Source organism: Sorangiineae bacterium MSr11954, assembly GCA_037157815.1.
Lineage (GTDB): Bacteria > Myxococcota_A > Polyangia > Polyangiales > Polyangiaceae > Pendulispora > Pendulispora albinea.
The window spans coordinates 10,925,089-10,940,576 of record CP089984.1 but is presented as its reverse complement, the minus strand read 5'-3'; the positions used below and the strand labels follow the sequence as shown (position 1 = coordinate 10,940,576).

Genomic DNA, 15,488 nt, shown 5'->3' with positions numbered 1-15,488 from the left:
GCTGGCCAGCACTTCGTGCTCTCGAAACATCGGATCGTGTGCGACCGCGCGCGCGCCGGGATCTACTGAACGGGGTGCGAGGCTCACCGAGCGTGCCGCGCAGGAGGATTTCATGAGCAAGGTCCAAGTGAACGATGCCGAGGCCCCCACCAAGCGACGAATCGCCGTTCTGGGCGCGGGAAGAATGGGCTCCGCCCTCGTCCTAGCGCTTCTCGCGCGCGGTTTTGCCGTCACGGTCTGGAACCGCACGGCATCCAAGTGCGCGCCGCTCGCGGCCAAAGGCGCCCGGGTGGCGGGATCGGTCGAGGACGCCGTGTCGGGCTCGGACGTCATCATTGGCAATGTGAGCGACTACCCCACCAGCCTCGAGCTGGTGCAACCACCGGCGGTGACGAAGGCGTTGCGCGAGCGGCTCTTCGTGCAATTGGCCACCGGCACACCGCGCCAGGCCAAGGAAATGGCGGGGTGGGCGCGCGAGCACCAGATTCATTACCTGGACGGCGCCATCATGGCGACGCCGGAATTCATCGGCACCGAGGGAGGCCACATCCTCTATTCGGGACCCAAGGAGCTCTTCGAGGCGAACCAACCGGTGTTCGCGGCGCTGGGCGGGCACGTTTACGTCGGCGCCAATGTCGGCCACGCCAGCACGCTGGACGCTTCCCTCCTCATCGTTCTATGGGGCTCGCTCTTCGGCGCGCTTCAAGGCGCGGCCCTTAGCGAGGCGGAGGACTATCCGGTCGACGAGTTCGCGAGCTCGCTCGAAGCCACCATGCCGGTGCTCACGAGCGCGGTGCTCTCGACGTTGAAGCGGATCGACAAACGCCGCTTCGAGGCCGACGAGTCGACCTTCTCGTCCGTCGAGACCTGCTACGCGTCCGCGCGGCTCATTCACCAGATGAACGAGGAGCACGGCCTCCATCGCGGCCTCACCGAGGCGCTCGACAAAATCTTCCGGCACGTGACCGACGCCGGGCACGCGCAGAGCGACGTCGCCGCCCTTTACCTCGCGATCGCCGCGGCCCGCGGCGCGAACCCCGCCAACCCCGCGAACCCTTAGGTCGCGCGCGAGCGCCGTCAGCCGCCGGGGCCATCGGCGGAGTTTTCCGCGACCAAGCTCCACACGGTTTGCTTCAGATCCTGCACCTCGGCCCGCAGCAAATGGCGCATCGAGAGCATCGTCTTGACGCGGCCGTCGGCATCGACGACGGGCAGGTGACGGATGTGATGATCCGCCATGAGCTTCAGCACCGACGATCGATCGGCGTCCTCGCGAACGGTGACGACCGACTTGGTCATGACCTCGGCGACCGGGGTCGTTTCGGTGGCGAGGCCCTCGAGCACGACCCGGATCACCACGTCACGTTCCGTGAACACGCCCAGCAACTGCACACCATCGAGCACCACGACCGCCCCGACATTGCGGTTCACCATCGCTCGAACGGCGTCCATCACCGTCGCGTCCTTCGGAACCGACACCACGGGTCGGGGAACAGCGGCTGCAGGCGGCATGAGAACCTCCTCTCGCCTTCAGGCTCCCGCCCCGGCGCAGCGCCGTCAAGTAGGCGCCACGCGCAGAGCTGCCGTCGCCGCGTTCGAGGGGCTCATCCGCTCACCGTACGATTTGGAATCACCGGCACGATTCGAAGCGCGCGCACATCGGCATCGATGGCGCGGCACGCGCACGTGGGCCGGTGCTGCCGGGATCTTCAGGGACCCGTGACGAGAAGCGAAATGTGCATCTTCACGTCGTTCGTGCGTTCTTCGTAAAGCACCTCGGGCAACGCATTGAACGTATACCTCACGATCTCGTCGTGGAAATCGCGGGACGCGATGCAATCGAGCGCGCCGTTTGGCTCGATCACGCATTGCGGGCCCGCGGGTCCAGTCGGGCGATCGGTCTGGTAGGTACCGAGAATCTTCGTCTCGCCGGTGGGCAAAACCTCGCGCAGCTCCGCGCGGACCCAGAGGCGCGAGCTGACGATGAAGAAGCCGCCCCCACGGCGTGACCGCACCGTCGATATGCTGGCGCCCTCCATATCCTTCAATGGAGTCGCTCGCCCATTGGCGATGATGGCGTAGTGCAATTCGGGCTCCGTATCGGCACCGAGGACGGTCCGCCCTTCTCCCGCGGCCATCGGGTAATAGCCCGCCATGGCAAAGGGCTCGCTGGAGCCTTCGACCCAAGGCCCAATGCCAGCATCGTTGAAGGAACAGAAGTAGAGCAACTTACCATCATCGGGAAACATGAAAATACGATGGAGATGGCGGCATGTCTCGATCTTCTCGTGGGCTTGGAGTTGCTGCCAATCCCACTGGGACCGCGTCGTTGCGGGGCGATAGGCGTACGCGGCGAGGCCATCATTGGCAGAGGACGTGAAGATCAAGCGCCCATCGGTCGGCCGCACGAACGCCAACCATGGCGAGCAACCGAAGTTGTATACGCGGTCGGTTGGGTTCTTTGGAAAGATGAACGCATCGTACGAGCAAGAACCTTCGCGCGTCGTTCCCAAGAGATAAACGCAATCGGGATCGTAGGTCCCCGCGGCCATGCTCCCTGGCGTGCAGATGCCGTCGTTCGGTGGACGCGGCGCGGTGGTGCCGCCATCGCCCGTGGCGCTACCATCGCGCACGGGAGCATCCAAACCGCCGTCCTTGGAGGGCGACGCTCCCCCGTCCAGATCGGACGGCGTTCCAGGTGGGTCATCGCGATCGGCCCCCCGGAAAAAATCCGTCTCGATACCTCCACCGCACGAGGCGCCCGCGCCCAGCAGCGCGAGGCCGAAACTCAGAGCCGCAGGCACCTTCGAGCGTACGATCACGTTCGTCGAGAGATTATGGAACTTCCCGGCACCGTCAACCACCCCGAAGGCATTTGCGTCGCCCGCTGGCGGCCCATCTCCGCCCTTCCACGCGCAAATCCGACCTTGCCGAACGACCTTTCGACGAATTCGCGCGCCGCGCGTTGGGCATCGATGTCGGTGACCGGGCGGAGATGGCGGTGCCGGTGTTGTCGGAAGGGCCACTGGGCAGGAATGCGCGTGTTCTGATCGTGGACGAGAAATCGCGATCACCCACGCTATGCGATCTGGCTATCGCGGGTATGGCCTGGCGTGACTGCCGGAGCTTTCCGGGTTGCGCTTGCCTACTTCGGGGCCGGCTCGACCCGTGACGTATGGGCAGCCACGGCGCGCCATCGTCCGTCGAGCTTCACGAACACGTCGGTGAAGCGGATGGTGACGATCGACGCCGGGGTGGTGTTGGTGATGGTGTTGATCCCGGTGACAATCGCCGTGTTGCCATAGAGGTGCACTTGGCGATCGCTCAGCTTCGAGGTTTGCCCGGTGGCACTTCGTGGCGCCGGCCCGTCGAGAAAGCGAAAGAGCTGCGCGCGCGTATAGAGCACGCCGCGCGGGGTGGTCTCGATGTGATCGGGGGCGACGATGGCGTCGAGCGTCGCCCGATCATGCCGATCGATCGCATCGACCCACTGATCATCGATCCGCAAAATTTCCGCCGTCGGATCCGCCGGCGCCGCACCATACGCCACCCCCGCCACCGCAAGGGCCGCCATCACCACCGCCACGAACTTGGAGCCTTTGGTCATGGCCCATGGCCTAGCAATGCGGCCCCGTCCACCTTCGGTCCAAGCCGCCAACGGCCCCCCCGCTGCCGCAACCGGCACAAAATCCGGGACGACCGGTTAGCCCCAGGGTGGCGGTGCCCTCCCCACGTCCAACGCCCTCACGCAGGGTCGACCGTTCCTGTACGAAGCGAAGCACAGTTACGGCGACGGTGGGCTCGGAACGAGCCTTCGATGGTCATGGCATGAGCGGTTCATTGCCCAGCGACTCGCGGGCGGATGGAAGCTCGACGACCCTGGTGCTCTCCACCATCCGCCGCGCCAGGCCTGCCGGAATTGGTTTCCTCCGTGGAGTGGCCGCCCGCCGTTCTCGGTCCCGGGGACGTAAATGAAGGTACAAAGATCTCGCGGAGTGTGCGTGCACGTAATATGCGTCGATGATGGCCGGCGCCGATCATCCATTATGTGCTTGGGCTCGTTTCTGCGCGCGCACATCGCCGTGGCGGACGAACGCGAACGATGTACCGAGTCGAACACTTCGATGTACCAGGACGGTGTACCGCACCCAATAAAAGATACACTCAATCGATTTCGCATACCTCGCAGGCTTTGAATTTCCGCGAATCAACGCCGATCAGAACGCTACATATCCCCGGGCATGTCTGTTGCTGGATAGCTAATCGGTCGCGACCCAAATCCTTATCCCAACAACAGCCACAATATTGCCAATCTTGAAGTTCGTGATTGGACGGAAACCGAAAGGCCAAACCATGGCGAAATACACGATACTGGGCACCCTTATCGGAGTAGCGGGGTTGTTCACGGCCGTAGCAGGTGCAGCTGCCCCGACCAGCGGTGGTAGTGTGGAAACTCGGAGCGCGAAAACGAATCATGCGACCGATGATGTAGAGAAGACACCATTGGCGTCGAGCGATGCCAAGGATGGGGTTCCCTCCTTCGTCAATTCGTGTGACGGAGCCAACTGGGGTGGGGGGTCCTGCTATGAGTGGGCATCCGCAAGGTGGTGCCGACAAAGAAATGGCAATTTGACATACAACCCCGCGTGGTCGGGGCGCTGCTGCAGTGATCTCGTCAACAACAATGGAAATATTCAGTGCAGCGATTGATGCCGCAAAATTCCATCTGTGTGACTCGAGATCCTAGCTCGTAAACGGCATTGCCGTTGATTGTTTAGGATACTATGTCGTGCCGTGTCCCTCGGCTCCCGTGTGTATTGCTGGCAAGTGCATTTGCCAAGGGGGGAGCCGAGGGCACGCGGGGACCTCCCACCAGGTCGCAGCGTCCCATGATGTCGATGCTCGTCGCCCGATCCATTGGCGAGGCGGCGCAGAAAGCGTACTTCGGCGCATATCGAGGTACGACCATCCGCGCGTCGCGATGCTGCATTGCAGTGCCGAACGGGATGAGAAGCTCCGAAGACGTATCCCAATTCGATAGATACCGAATGATGTTTTGCATCTTCGTGCCTCTCCGGCCAGCCCTATGCGGGTATGCATGATCTCGAAATGGACTTCGGTCGGTGCCGTCGGACGTGCAGGCTACGGGGGGAGCCGAGGCTCGCTGTCCGCAGTCGGCAATCCGGACTTGACGCGCCGCCTCGCGGACGTTGCGCGCCAGGAGTGCCTCTCCGTCGAGCTCACACAGTCCCTATCGCCACAGGCGAGTCTCGCGACCGAGCCGCGTTGAGGGGCGAATCAGCGGCACGTTCGGGAACGACGTTCGTGCGGTGAGCGCGCACGTGAACGCTTATGTCGACGGCTTTCAATGTTGCCGAGCGTGTCGATGCGCAGAATTCGGTGCAGCCCGGTCGCCGCGTGAACGCGGATGATCCGGGCTGCCCATTCCGTCACGAGTCGGCCGGCGGGTCCTTCTTCGCCTTGCGGGCTGCCCGCCTGTCCTTCGCGGTGGCTTCGGATTCGCGCATTCGGTAGCTCTCTCCTTCGATGGTGACCACGTCGGCGTGATGAATCACTCGCTCGACGAGGGCCGTTGCGCAGGTGGCCGATGGGAAGATCGTGTGCCAGTCCTTGAAAGCGAGGTTCGTGGTGAGCACGAGGCTCTTCTTTTCGTACCTTCGACTGACGACTTGAAAGAGGAGATCGGCATTGCGATTGTCGAAGGCGAGAAACCCCACCTCGTCGATCACGAGAAGGCCGATCTTGGAGAAGTAGTGCAGCCGGCGCTCGAGCGCCCGCGCCGACTCTTGAGCTCCGAGATCGAGCAAGAGCTTTGCGGCCGAAAGAAAGAGCACGGAATGCCCGGCGAGCACCGCGCGATGTACGATGTTTTGCGCGATCATCGTTTTTCCAAGCCCGCTCGGCGACACGAGCACGACGTTGCGATGCGCCGCGACGAAGTCGACAGAGAGGACGGATTCGACCAGAGGTCGGTCGATCTTGGTCGGCCAGTCCCATTCGAAGTCGCTCATCGGCTTGAATTTCTCCAGCCGGCTGCGCGACATCCGCCGCTCGAGACCGCGCCTGGCCCGGTCCTTCTCTTCCAGGTCGGCGATGTACTCGAGGATCTCGGTCAATCCCCAACGCTTTTTCGTCGCGAGCGCGACCAGATCGTCGAAGGCGCTCGCGGTGGAGAGCAGTCCGAGGGCGCGAAGGCGCTCGCGAAGCTCGGTCATGGCTCGTCCTCCCCGTCGTGGCTCTTGGCGAGTTTGTCGTAGACGGCGAGTGAGCGCGGTGCGACGACGATGTCGCGCACGCGCGGATCGTTGGGCAGTACGGGGGGCACTTGCAGCGGAGCGCCGCGGGCGCGTCGGCGCTGGTCGAGGATGTGAGCAACCGATTGCGCGGTGAACGCGCCACGCCGATGGGCGTCGGAAAGGGCGGCTTGGAGCTCGCTTTCGCCGTGCTCCTCGAGCAGGTGCAACAATCGGGTCGTGGTCCCTCCGAGGTGTCCGCCGTGGCGCGCGACCTCGTGGAGGAAGGGCTCGGCGCTCGTGCACACGGCAAAGAGTCGATTCCGACCGCGATGCTCGCGCGCACGTCGTTTTTCGTCGGCGAGCGCCGTGAGGTGCTGCGGCGTCTCGATCTGCCGTCCTTTCTCCCATGACCTCGGGTAGCGCGCGACCTCGGTGTTGCCATCCAGGATGCGAAGCAGGGCGTCGGATGCGACGAGTGTCAGTGGCTTGCGCACGAGGGTATGAGGAATCGAATAATCGTTGCCGTCGAAACGGATGTAGGGTGATTTGCCGGAGGCGGTAGCTCGAACGTAGTCGCAGAGAAAAGGGTGCTCGGGCAAAGCGAGCAGACGTCCGCGCTCCTGCTCGAGGGCGTCATGGATGGTGCGCTTGTGCAGATCGCCAGGGACGATGCGCGCATGTGCGACGCTGCCAATCCAGTCGTCCAGTTTGCGATTGAGCTCTTCGACGGAGCGAAACGCGCGGGCGGCAAAGAACGATTCGCGTAGGTACCGAATGGCGCGCTCCACACGACCCTTTTGATTGCCGCGCGCCGGCGCGACGGGCTGGGGGGAGAAGTGGTAGTGCCCGGCGAGATCGAGCAATCGAGGGTGGAATCGGATGACATCGCCCACGCGCTCGAGCACCGCCGTCTTGAGATTATCGTAAAGGAGGGCACGCGGGACACCGCCATACGTATGGAAAGCCGCCACGTGGCAGCGCAGAAAGCTCTCGAGCGTTTGATCGAGAACGAAACGGGCGAAGATGGCCCGCGAATACGAGAGCACCATCACGAAGCACGAGAGCGGTCTCCGTGTCTCGCCGATGGTGATGGAACCGAACGAGCCCCAATCGACTTGAGCCTGCTCCCCTGGGAGCGTCGTGAGACGGAAAAAGGCTTCGTGCCGAGAGATGGGCCGGACGCGCCGAACATATCGCCGAAGCGGCCACACGGAGCCTTCGTAACCACGCTGCGCGATCATTTCCAGCACGCGGGTGGCGCGCAGTCGCGGGTGGGTCTCGAGGGTCGCGCGGATGAAGGCTTTGTACGGATCGAGCATCGAAGCGCTCGCGCGATAGGCGACATTGGCGAATCGCTGTGGCTCGATCGCGTGCTCGACGGTGTCGCGGTGGAGCCGGAGCTCGGCCGCGATGGTGCCGATCTTCCAGTGCTCGGCGAAGAAGAGGCGGCGAATGCGCGAGCGAAGCTCGGGCGCGATCATCGAGCCACCTCGAAGAGGAGCAACTGTCGCAAGTCGTTGAAATCGCCAACGCCCGCGAGATCACGATGGCGCCGTCGTCTCGGGGGGAGCGCGGGCAACCAATCGAGCGAATAGAGCAATCCGCCCTCGTCCCCGAATGCCGCGCGATAGAGGATGGAGTCGGATGCCCCATCCCGGTCTTTGGCACAAAGTGCAGCGCGGACCTTCTGCCCCTGCCAGAGGGCCACGGCCTCGAGCAGCGTCGCGAGGGCGCGCGGGTGCGCAGGGTCCGCGCGCAGATTGGCCTTTACGATCGTCTCGCGGGCGCCGGCCATCGCGAGTACGCGGGTGGTGAGCGGTCCGGGGGAGATCCCCATCCAAATGTCGGTCATCGAGCGTCTCCATCGCCGAGGGCTGCGCCATCTCCGTGACGGCGGGCGGCTCGGGCGAAACGAGGGTTGCTGGAGGGCCAACTTCTGGGCGACCGGTGTCCGTTACATTTCGCCCGCGATCGCGGAGGCGAGCGACCCGACGGGCGGTGGCCCACCGACCTTCGAAGCTCTGCCAATGCCTTCGCTTCGATAAGGCTCGAGCCTCGGCGCGTTGCAAATCGCGACAGGTCTCACTGCAATAGAGATGACCCCGATCGCAAGACGAGCAAAGCAGGATGAGCCGACGACAGGTGTCGCGAATGCACTGAATTTGTCGAAGATCGAGAGCGTCGTGCACACGGCGCCGCCAGGAATTGGGCCGGCGCTGGGCACTCGTGCGACAACGTCATCGTCGAACGCGTGCACACCGCGGGCGACCTGGGCTCGAAGTGGTCAGACTTCGGGCCCTTCTCTTTTTTCAGGCGGTCATCCCAAATCGTCCCAGAACCGGCGCGCGGTGGCCAACTACGTCACGAGACCGGCCTGCCCGAAATTCCCCGCTTCGAGGCGCCCGCCAACATTTCAAGACGGGCCTCGAGGGGATCCATCGCGGCAGCGTGGTGGCCGTGGTGAAGCACTGGGGTGGCTACGGCGCCGCGAAAGACGGTGAACGGACGACCGCCGAGCTCCACCCTGGCGAGCTCGGCGAAATGCCAAGCGAGCCAGCCATAGCCCCCCAAGTGCACGGGAGGGGAGTCGAACCCCTACGCCTTGCGGCGCCGGAACCTAAAGACGATCGAGGTCGCCGTAGGACGCTAAATCACGGAATTCCGTGGGGGATGACGACCAAACAGAACCACCAGGTGACCCCGCTGCTAATTGGCTGCCAATTTGCAATGACGAGTCCACCTCCCGGTCTTGAACTCAAGTACAGTGCTCGCTTCGTGGCCGGCGACGCCTACGAGCGATCTCTGTTTGAGATGTCGCTCGACTTCGGCCGCAGGCGTGACTTCCAGACAATGACGAGTTTTCCTCGCCACATCGGCGTGGTCTCCGTTTTTGACCGGGGCGAGCTGCTCTGTGAGTTCCTGCTCGATGTTAGCCAGCAGCGACGGAATCTTGAGACATCGGTCTTGGGACTTGTTGCACCAAAAGTGTCACTGAACAGCCGATCGTGGGCCTTGCTCGCAGCTGCGGCAAAGGTCTTCAAGAAGCCCTTCATCACCGCTCCGTAGCCGCGGCCTGATAACGGCGCAGGAAAGCTGTTCGCGTGCGCGCGGCGATCCGTGGGCGCCGCGAGCGCCTTGACGTTGGTAGACCGAGCAAGCGCAACATCTACGTCCCGCCTCCGCTTGCTCCGGAAGAGCGGGCGTTCTCGCGCTGATTGACGTCCACACACACGACTCTGCGCCGTCCAATTCTCCCCGTCGAGACGGGGCTCGTGCAGTGCATACCCGAGCAGTCTAGGGAGCTCGTTACTCGTTACTGCACACTGCACAGAGCGTGAGCGCCCGTGGTGATGTGGGGTGACGGCGAGGGGGAGCCCGCGTTCAGTGCTTGCGAACGCCGCCCTTACGTCGGAGCTTGAGGCCCGCGAGATAAAGGTCGGGAACATCGAAGCTGTCTGCAGAGCGTACGCGAATGACTCCCAGCTCGATGAGATTCTCGAAGACCTCACGAATGTCCTGACCTGGCGGTCGCACCTCGTCATTGGTCGACCAACTCTTTTCGAAGTCTATGGCGAGGAGACGCTCCAGCTCTTTCCTAGTCCAGGGCACTTCGCGATCGACCTTCAACCGAGCTTCGAGCCCACGGAGCCATCTCAATTCGCTCGAGTTGGCGTTGTCAACATGCTGAACGGACACATCATCGAGCGCGTTTCGCAAGGAGACAGGATGCAGGAGATGATTCCCCACCGCCTTTGGGTCCTTGCGCTCCTGCGCCGCAGCGAACTCAAGAAGCCATACGAGTCTCCTCGGTGAAACGCGACCATTGCCATCGCGAAGATGATCGAGGATCCAAGTGAATGCCGCCCCCTTCTTGCTGTTCGCCCCCATGTAGTCGCCGACGAGGCGAGTCACGAACGGCAAGGCATCAGTGGCTCGCGCGAGCTTGGGTATGTGCCCTAATTGATGAAAATCTATTACTGAGACAACTTTTCTTACATAGTCGAGTAACTCTTCGGATTTATTTGCAATATGTTTCAGAAGCGCGCCATACAGGTTCTTATCGTTCCACGCCAGCTCCACTCGATTGGCCGAAAGTTTTGCAATATCGGCGCCCGCGATTTCTCGATTGTGCGCGTAGAAGTCGGTGCGCATGAAGATCTTGGGTCGGATCCGGCTCCAGCGGCGTGCGTAGCTCGCCCAGAAGCTTACGAGGCTTCGCACGGCAGATCCGAGAGCCTCCCAGTCCGCGAACACAATCGTATCGAGCTCGTCATACGCGAGAAAGACCCATTCACCCCTCTTCTCGAGATGCTCGTCGAGGCGATCGAGTGCCAGCATGGCGCTGAGCTTCACCGCCGAGTAGGCGTTGAAGCAGGCCTCCGCATCGCCACCTTGAACGCGAATGAGCGGCTCCATGGCCGCGCGCCCCTCGCCGTCGAGGCGCTCTTCGAGCACGCGGACGAGATACGCTGCCCAAAGGTCAATCACCTCACGATCGTGCTTGTGTGCAGATGCAAAAGAGGTCCATGCACCCGAATCCGGTCCCTTCCTTCGCAAAGGCCACGCGTCGTACCACGATACGTTACCATCTGGAGCTCGAAGGCCTGGCGTGTACTTTACCAGAGCATCTCTCAGGCTATTGTCGGTCACAGCCGTTTTCAGCTTTGTTTTCCCCGCCCCGCGGTCGCCGACGATGAGAACGACGTCGGGTTCTATTGCGCGCAAGTGCTCGGCAATGGGATAGAAATCTGCCGCGACACGATCCGGACGATCCGACGAGACGTCTGCCTGTCCGGCGTCCAAGCGGAGGGCTTCGAGAAGGTTGAGTCGCGCTTCCTTGCTCAATCCAGCCATGGTCAGGGCTCCTGGAGGGCTTCGACCTTCAAGCGATCCAACCTGCTGTCAATCCGTGCAGCCAAATCGGCATACTCCTTCTCGCTCGCCAAGACGTCCGCAATCTGATCGATATCGCGAAAGAAGGCCAGCTTTCCACGATATCCCAACGGTGACCCAATGTGAGGGGCGTCGCGATCTGTGAGATCGCGTACCGTCCAAAGCCGATCATCCGCATCGTCCTTCTCATCTTTGACGTAGGCATAGTAATGGTCGCGAAAAATGTCTTCGACCCGCATATTGAAATGTGTGCTTGCCAAAGCAGCGATCTCGGCACTGTCAGGGACCATCGCGTGAACTACGATGCAGTCCGCCTGCACTAGATTGCGACGAGCATATTCGCCTCCGAGGCGCTCGACGACGAGCGCGAGTCCCCGCAGGCTTTGCTCGTTTGTCGTAGCGAACAACACGTGTGCGTGCGCAATCCCCATGAGGAGAAGCCCGGCGGCAGGCGAGAGACCCGCTCGGCTATCGATGAGGATCACGGATGGGCGCAGCTCGTCACGAATACGGTGCAGTAGGCGACTGAAGGGATGATCGACCGGTGATGAGGAGATCTCGAGATCCACTCGCGCAAGTTTAGACAGATATTCCCTGTCGACACGGCCCGCAGGAAAGACGGAGATCGCTCCTTCCCCATGCGTCACTTCGAGTCGCGTACAACGGTGATGGTAGTCGTTGAGCGCGACGTTGTTCTTACTTTCGAGCATGAAGTCGACGACACCCCATTGCGCGCTCTCACCCTCCCCGGCATCGAGTAAAGTCCCGACCCCTGGGGCATCGAGATCCATGTCGACCACCGCGACATGGTCACCACGTCGAGCGCGTTGGATCGCATAGGACGCGAGTGCAGTCGTTCGCCCCACTCCGCCTTTGAACGAATGGAACGCAACGAGTGGTGACCCCTCGCTGCCACTCCATAGGGGATCGGCGGGCGGGGCAAACCAAGCGGCCCGATTCCGATATCGGTCGTTGATCCTCAGCTTCGAGGATTCGCTCACCGGCCTCCCAGCTCCCCAGGCCGCTTCATGAAAGGCGCGGTCCGAAGGCGACGCCCCAGTGTTGGCTATGTAAATGTCCCCGGTCCAGAACTGCCCGCACTTCTCGCGAAGCGTCGACGCAATCTCCGGCGTGATATCCATGATGGAATCTTCGGCTTCTGCCCAAAGAATCAGTCGGATGCGTCCAAACAGATCGTCTACGAGGACGGCCTTGGCAATTCGCGCGTCCTCTTCGAGCAATGCACGCGTCACCTCCACGGCTTGGGACCGGGCCTCATCGAGATGCCGAGCCGTATTCATAGGACCCCATCGAGGCGCATGCGGAGCACGCTCTCCGCATATACGAAACTAGCCCACCAATACCATGCGACGGCCTCGTCTTCCTTGATCGTACCCTGACACCGGTAACGAATCGTTTCCTTCCAGCGTTGGACCACGGATGGGGACAAGCTAAGATCGGGCATATATTGCGCGCCGTGGGGTCCGAAAGTGAGCGCTGCGAGTGCCGCCAGATTGTGGCCAAAAGGTTTCATTGCCACTTGACGATGCGCCTTGGTGAGACACGTTGTGCCATGTTGCATAACCTGATCGAAAAGGAACACCGTTTTTAGGGCACATTCGACGACGTAGCCGCTGAGGTAGCCGGCACCGTCGAATCTTGCAGCGTGCAGTAAGACCTCCGCATCGTGGAGGTGTTTTGCAGCTGCTTCGGGGTGATCATCGTCATTCCAAGAGAGGTTCGACATTTCGTTTATACAACTTGTGTGGAGGTTTCTAAGGAGACGAGCCGCCATTCGACAACGCGCGTAAACCCGGCGGAGCACCACGAGGCTGACTCTACTTGAGCTCCTCGCACCGGTCGACCTCCTCGTCGGCTGCGTCCATGGGCCATCGGCGGCGCCGCTCCCGGCTGCCCAACCAAGACTGCCATTCGAGCAAAGCCCCGGCGGAGGGATGATGGCAGGCTCAACCTACTCTCGCGCGCGAGCATCCATTGCATGCGCCGGCGCGGCGAGGAAGTAAGGGCACCTCGTTTGAGCACGCCATAGCCCCCCAAGTGCACGGGAGGGGAGTCGAACCCCTACGCCTTGCGGCGCCGGAACCTAAATCCGGTGCGTCTGCCAGTTTCGCCACCCGTGCTCAAGGACAAGGAGCACCTAGTATACTGGGTTGCCCGCTGCTGCAATGCCACGGCGCATCGTTTCGGCTTTCGGACGGAAGCGTTGGGGAGTAGGAGGTGAGGCATGTCGATTGAGCAGGACCTGGTGGCGGCCCTCGGGCGCACCCTGAACGGGACCGATTTTCCCGGCCTTGGGGAAAAATACGAAGGTAAGGTGCGGGACAATTACTCCCCCGGCGATGGGCGGCGCTTCATCGTCGTGACCGACCGGGTGAGCGCTTTTGACCGCGTGCTCGGGACCATCCCGTTCAAAGGACAGGTGCTCAACCGGCTGGCCGCGTGGTGGTTCGAAAAGACCCGCGCCGTCGCGGAAAATCACCTGATTCGGGTGCCCGACCCCAACGTGCTCGAGTGCATCGAGTGTGAGCCGCTTCTGGTCGAGATGGTCGTTCGCGCGTATGTCACCGGTTCGACGTCGACCAGCATCTGGACCCACTACCAAAAGGGCGCGCGCGTCTTCGCCGGCCATGCGCTGCCGGATGGCCTGCGGCGAAACCAGCGGCTCCCGGCGCCGATTTTGACGCCGGCTACCAAGGCCCCCAAGGGCGAGCACGACGTGAGCGCGTCGCGCGAAGAGATCCTCGCCGGCGGCAAGGTCACGGCCGAGGAGTTCGATGCAGCGGCCGACATGGCCATGCGGCTCTTCGAGCACGGCGCGAAGCTCATGGCCGAGCGGGGGCTCATCCTGGTCGACACCAAGTACGAGCTCGGCAAAACGAAGGATGGCCGCATCGTGGTCATCGACGAGATTCACACCCCCGATTCGTCGCGCTTTTGGATGGCCAACACCTACGAGGAGCGCTTCGCCCGCGGCGAAGATCCGGAGCCGTTCGACAAGGACTTCGTGCGCCGCCACTACACCGCCCTCGGCTATGTGGGCGACGGCGCCCCGCCCCCGCTCCCGGACGACGTCCGCGTGGGAGCGGCCAAGCGCTACATCGATGCCTACGAGAAAATCACCGGCGAGACGTTCGTGCCCGACACGGAGGAGCCGATCGCCCGCATCCGAAAGAATTTAGCAGCAGCTGCCGCTGCTCCAGGAGAGACGAAATGAAGGCGACGGTCGTGGTGAGGCTCAAGTCCGAGGTGCTCGATCCGCAGGGGGACGCGGTGCGGCGTGCGCTGGGGACGCTCGGCTTCGAAGGGGTCAAGGACGTGCGCATCGGCAAGATCGTCGAGATCGAGATCGACGAAGCGCACGCCAAGGATGCCGCGGGCCTGAAGGCGCGCTTGGCGAAGATGTCCGACGAGATGCTCGCCAACCCCGTCATCGAGGACTACGAGATCAAGCTCGATTCCTGAAGCCGGGGGCGCCGACCACGGCGCGCTTGGCGTCGCCGCGTTCGTCGAGCTCGAACAGTTCTTCTTGGAAGTCCGCCACCCGGTAGCCCTCGCCCACCTGGGTGACGCGGACGAGCACTTTGCCCTCGCGGGTCGTGTCGATGCGAAAGTTCTCGACCCGGCCCGCTTCCACGTTGGCCACGAACCTTCGCCGCTTCATCTCCCGAAGGTGCGCGAGGATCATCGCGGCGCCGCCGGTGAGCGCGCCGAAGACCGCGGCCATGCGCGAAATGCCCCCGCCGCCTTGCGCGTGAAGGGCGGCGCTGCCGAAGGACATTAGAAAGCCCCCTACGCTCAGCGCCAAGCACGTCGCGCCGACGATGCGCTCGCCCCGCTCTTCGCCGGCGAGGCCCTTTTGAGCGAGCGCTTGCGCCCACGCGATCGGCAGCCCAAAGCAGAGCAGGGTCGCGATGAGCGTCGGCCCCCACACGAGGACACCAATCGTGGCGCCGAGGAAGAACTTCAGCAGGAAGAGGCCCCAATGCTCGCCTTGCTCCACCGCGATCGCGCAGGCCAGGCCCGAGTTCAACATCGCCAACGGAACGGAGAGGATCCAACCGATGCGCACCGGTCCGACGAGCCTCTTCCAACGCAGGAGCCACGCCCAGAGTGAGCCCACCAAGAGCGTGGGAACGACGAGCCCGAGCTCGACGACCGCGTGGTGGCCGTGAAATAGGTTCGCGAGCACCGACCCGACCAGCGACGAGAGCGCAAAGCCCACCGCCGCCACATTCAAGTGCTGGAGAATGCGTCTGCCCTGAAACGCGGCCGGTATCATCTTCGTCGCCAAACGAATGTGCCGCGGCGCGAATTCCC

14 protein-coding genes and 1 tRNA gene are annotated in these 15,488 nt (G+C 62.7%); 4 read left to right on the top strand and 11 right to left on the bottom strand.

Annotated elements, in window-relative coordinates:
- The first annotated feature begins 112 nt into the window (after positions 1-112).
- The gene (locus LZC94_42855) at positions 113-1,060 is read left to right on the top strand and encodes an NAD(P)-binding domain-containing protein (protein WXB14553.1); all 948 of its coding nucleotides are present in this window, start codon (positions 113-115) and stop codon (positions 1,058-1,060) included.
- A 17-nt stretch (positions 1,061-1,077) separates the two neighbouring features.
- Here LZC94_42855 and LZC94_42850 read toward each other — a convergent pair whose 3' ends face one another.
- From LZC94_42850 to LZC94_42825, 6 genes are all read right to left on the bottom strand, one after another.
- Positions 1,078-1,512, bottom strand: a complete 435-nt coding sequence (locus tag LZC94_42850) for a CBS domain-containing protein (GenBank protein ID WXB14552.1) — start codon at positions 1,510-1,512, stop codon at positions 1,078-1,080.
- Between the two features lie 197 nt (positions 1,513-1,709).
- On the bottom strand, positions 1,710-2,822 hold the full coding sequence (locus tag LZC94_42845; protein ID WXB14551.1) for a hypothetical protein: 1,113 nt from the start codon (positions 2,820-2,822) through the stop codon (positions 1,710-1,712).
- 323 nt (positions 2,823-3,145) lie between these two features.
- Positions 3,146-3,607, bottom strand: a complete 462-nt coding sequence (locus tag LZC94_42840; GenBank protein ID WXB14550.1) for a nuclear transport factor 2 family protein — start codon at positions 3,605-3,607, stop codon at positions 3,146-3,148.
- A 1,843-nt stretch (positions 3,608-5,450) separates the two neighbouring features.
- On the bottom strand, positions 5,451-6,236 hold the full coding sequence (gene istB, locus LZC94_42835; GenBank protein ID WXB14549.1) for an IS21-like element helper ATPase IstB: 786 nt from the start codon (positions 6,234-6,236) through the stop codon (positions 5,451-5,453).
- Complete coding sequence (gene istA, locus LZC94_42830; GenBank protein WXB14548.1) at positions 6,233-7,738, bottom strand: IS21 family transposase; 1,506 nt, start codon at positions 7,736-7,738, stop codon at positions 6,233-6,235. The genes istB and istA overlap by 4 nt, the downstream gene beginning before the upstream one ends.
- Positions 7,735-8,109 carry a hypothetical protein gene (locus LZC94_42825; GenBank protein ID WXB14547.1) on the bottom strand — a complete coding sequence of 125 codons (375 nt, stop codon included), beginning with the start codon at positions 8,107-8,109 and terminating at the stop codon, positions 7,735-7,737. Before LZC94_42825 ends, istA begins: the two co-directional genes overlap by 4 nt.
- 818 nt (positions 8,110-8,927) lie before the next feature.
- Between LZC94_42825 and LZC94_42820 the strand changes: the two genes are divergently transcribed.
- Positions 8,928-9,323: a hypothetical protein gene (locus tag LZC94_42820; protein ID WXB14546.1), complete on the top strand. Its 396-nt coding sequence runs from the start codon at positions 8,928-8,930 to the stop codon at positions 9,321-9,323.
- Positions 9,324-9,638: 315 nt separating this feature from the next.
- On the opposite strand, the gene LZC94_42815 is transcribed toward LZC94_42820, so the two are convergent.
- From LZC94_42815 to LZC94_42800, 4 genes are all read right to left on the bottom strand, one after another.
- On the bottom strand, positions 9,639-11,111 hold the full coding sequence (locus tag LZC94_42815; GenBank protein WXB14545.1) for a hypothetical protein: 1,473 nt from the start codon (positions 11,109-11,111) through the stop codon (positions 9,639-9,641).
- Between the two features lie 2 nt (positions 11,112-11,113).
- Positions 11,114-12,451, bottom strand: coding sequence for a hypothetical protein (locus LZC94_42810; protein WXB14544.1), 1,338 nt, complete (start codon positions 12,449-12,451; stop codon positions 11,114-11,116).
- Positions 12,448-12,897 carry a hypothetical protein gene (locus LZC94_42805; GenBank protein WXB14543.1) on the bottom strand — a complete coding sequence of 150 codons (450 nt, stop codon included), beginning with the start codon at positions 12,895-12,897 and terminating at the stop codon, positions 12,448-12,450. The genes LZC94_42810 and LZC94_42805 overlap by 4 nt, the downstream gene beginning before the upstream one ends.
- A gap of 312 nt (positions 12,898-13,209) precedes the next feature.
- Positions 13,210-13,291 (bottom strand) — tRNA-Leu (locus tag LZC94_42800).
- Positions 13,292-13,395: 104 nt separating this feature from the next.
- Here LZC94_42800 and LZC94_42795 point away from each other — a divergent pair.
- Positions 13,396-14,385 (top strand): phosphoribosylaminoimidazolesuccinocarboxamide synthase, encoded by a 990-nt coding sequence (locus tag LZC94_42795; protein WXB14542.1) that lies wholly within the window; start codon positions 13,396-13,398, stop codon positions 14,383-14,385.
- Entirely contained in the window at positions 14,382-14,633 is a 252-nt protein-coding gene (purS, locus tag LZC94_42790; protein WXB14541.1) for a phosphoribosylformylglycinamidine synthase subunit PurS, read from the top strand. Before LZC94_42795 ends, purS begins: the two co-directional genes overlap by 4 nt.
- Here the strand turns inward: purS and LZC94_42785 are convergent.
- A complete protein-coding gene (locus LZC94_42785) occupies positions 14,617-15,450 on the bottom strand; it encodes a hypothetical protein (GenBank protein ID WXB14540.1) in 834 nt (277 codons plus the stop codon). The genes purS and LZC94_42785 overlap by 17 nt on opposite strands.
- Between the last annotated feature and the right edge of the window lie 38 nt (positions 15,451-15,488).

What these genes read in the sequence shown, in the direction of transcription:
- LZC94_42855 (WXB14553.1), top strand. Translation starts at nt 113, where the DNA reads ATGAGCAAGGTCCAAGTGAACGATGCCGAGGCCCCCACCAAGCGACGA.
- LZC94_42850 (WXB14552.1), bottom strand. Translation starts at nt 1,512, where the DNA reads ATGCCGCCTGCAGCCGCTGTTCCCCGACCCGTGGTGTCGGTTCCGAAG.
- LZC94_42840 (WXB14550.1), bottom strand. Translation starts at nt 3,607, where the DNA reads ATGACCAAAGGCTCCAAGTTCGTGGCGGTGGTGATGGCGGCCCTTGCG.
- istB (WXB14549.1), bottom strand. Translation starts at nt 6,236, where the DNA reads ATGACCGAGCTTCGCGAGCGCCTTCGCGCCCTCGGACTGCTCTCCACC.
- istA (WXB14548.1), bottom strand. Translation starts at nt 7,738, where the DNA reads ATGATCGCGCCCGAGCTTCGCTCGCGCATTCGCCGCCTCTTCTTCGCC.
- LZC94_42825 (WXB14547.1), bottom strand. Translation starts at nt 8,109, where the DNA reads ATGACCGACATTTGGATGGGGATCTCCCCCGGACCGCTCACCACCCGC.
- LZC94_42820 (WXB14546.1), top strand. Translation starts at nt 8,928, where the DNA reads ATGACGACCAAACAGAACCACCAGGTGACCCCGCTGCTAATTGGCTGC.
- LZC94_42815 (WXB14545.1), bottom strand. Translation starts at nt 11,111, where the DNA reads ATGGCTGGATTGAGCAAGGAAGCGCGACTCAACCTTCTCGAAGCCCTC.
- LZC94_42810 (WXB14544.1), bottom strand. Translation starts at nt 12,451, where the DNA reads ATGAATACGGCTCGGCATCTCGATGAGGCCCGGTCCCAAGCCGTGGAG.
- LZC94_42805 (WXB14543.1), bottom strand. Translation starts at nt 12,897, where the DNA reads ATGTCGAACCTCTCTTGGAATGACGATGATCACCCCGAAGCAGCTGCA.
- LZC94_42795 (WXB14542.1), top strand. Translation starts at nt 13,396, where the DNA reads ATGTCGATTGAGCAGGACCTGGTGGCGGCCCTCGGGCGCACCCTGAAC.
- purS (WXB14541.1), top strand. Translation starts at nt 14,382, where the DNA reads ATGAAGGCGACGGTCGTGGTGAGGCTCAAGTCCGAGGTGCTCGATCCG.
- LZC94_42785 (WXB14540.1), bottom strand. Translation starts at nt 15,450, where the DNA reads ATGATACCGGCCGCGTTTCAGGGCAGACGCATTCTCCAGCACTTGAAT.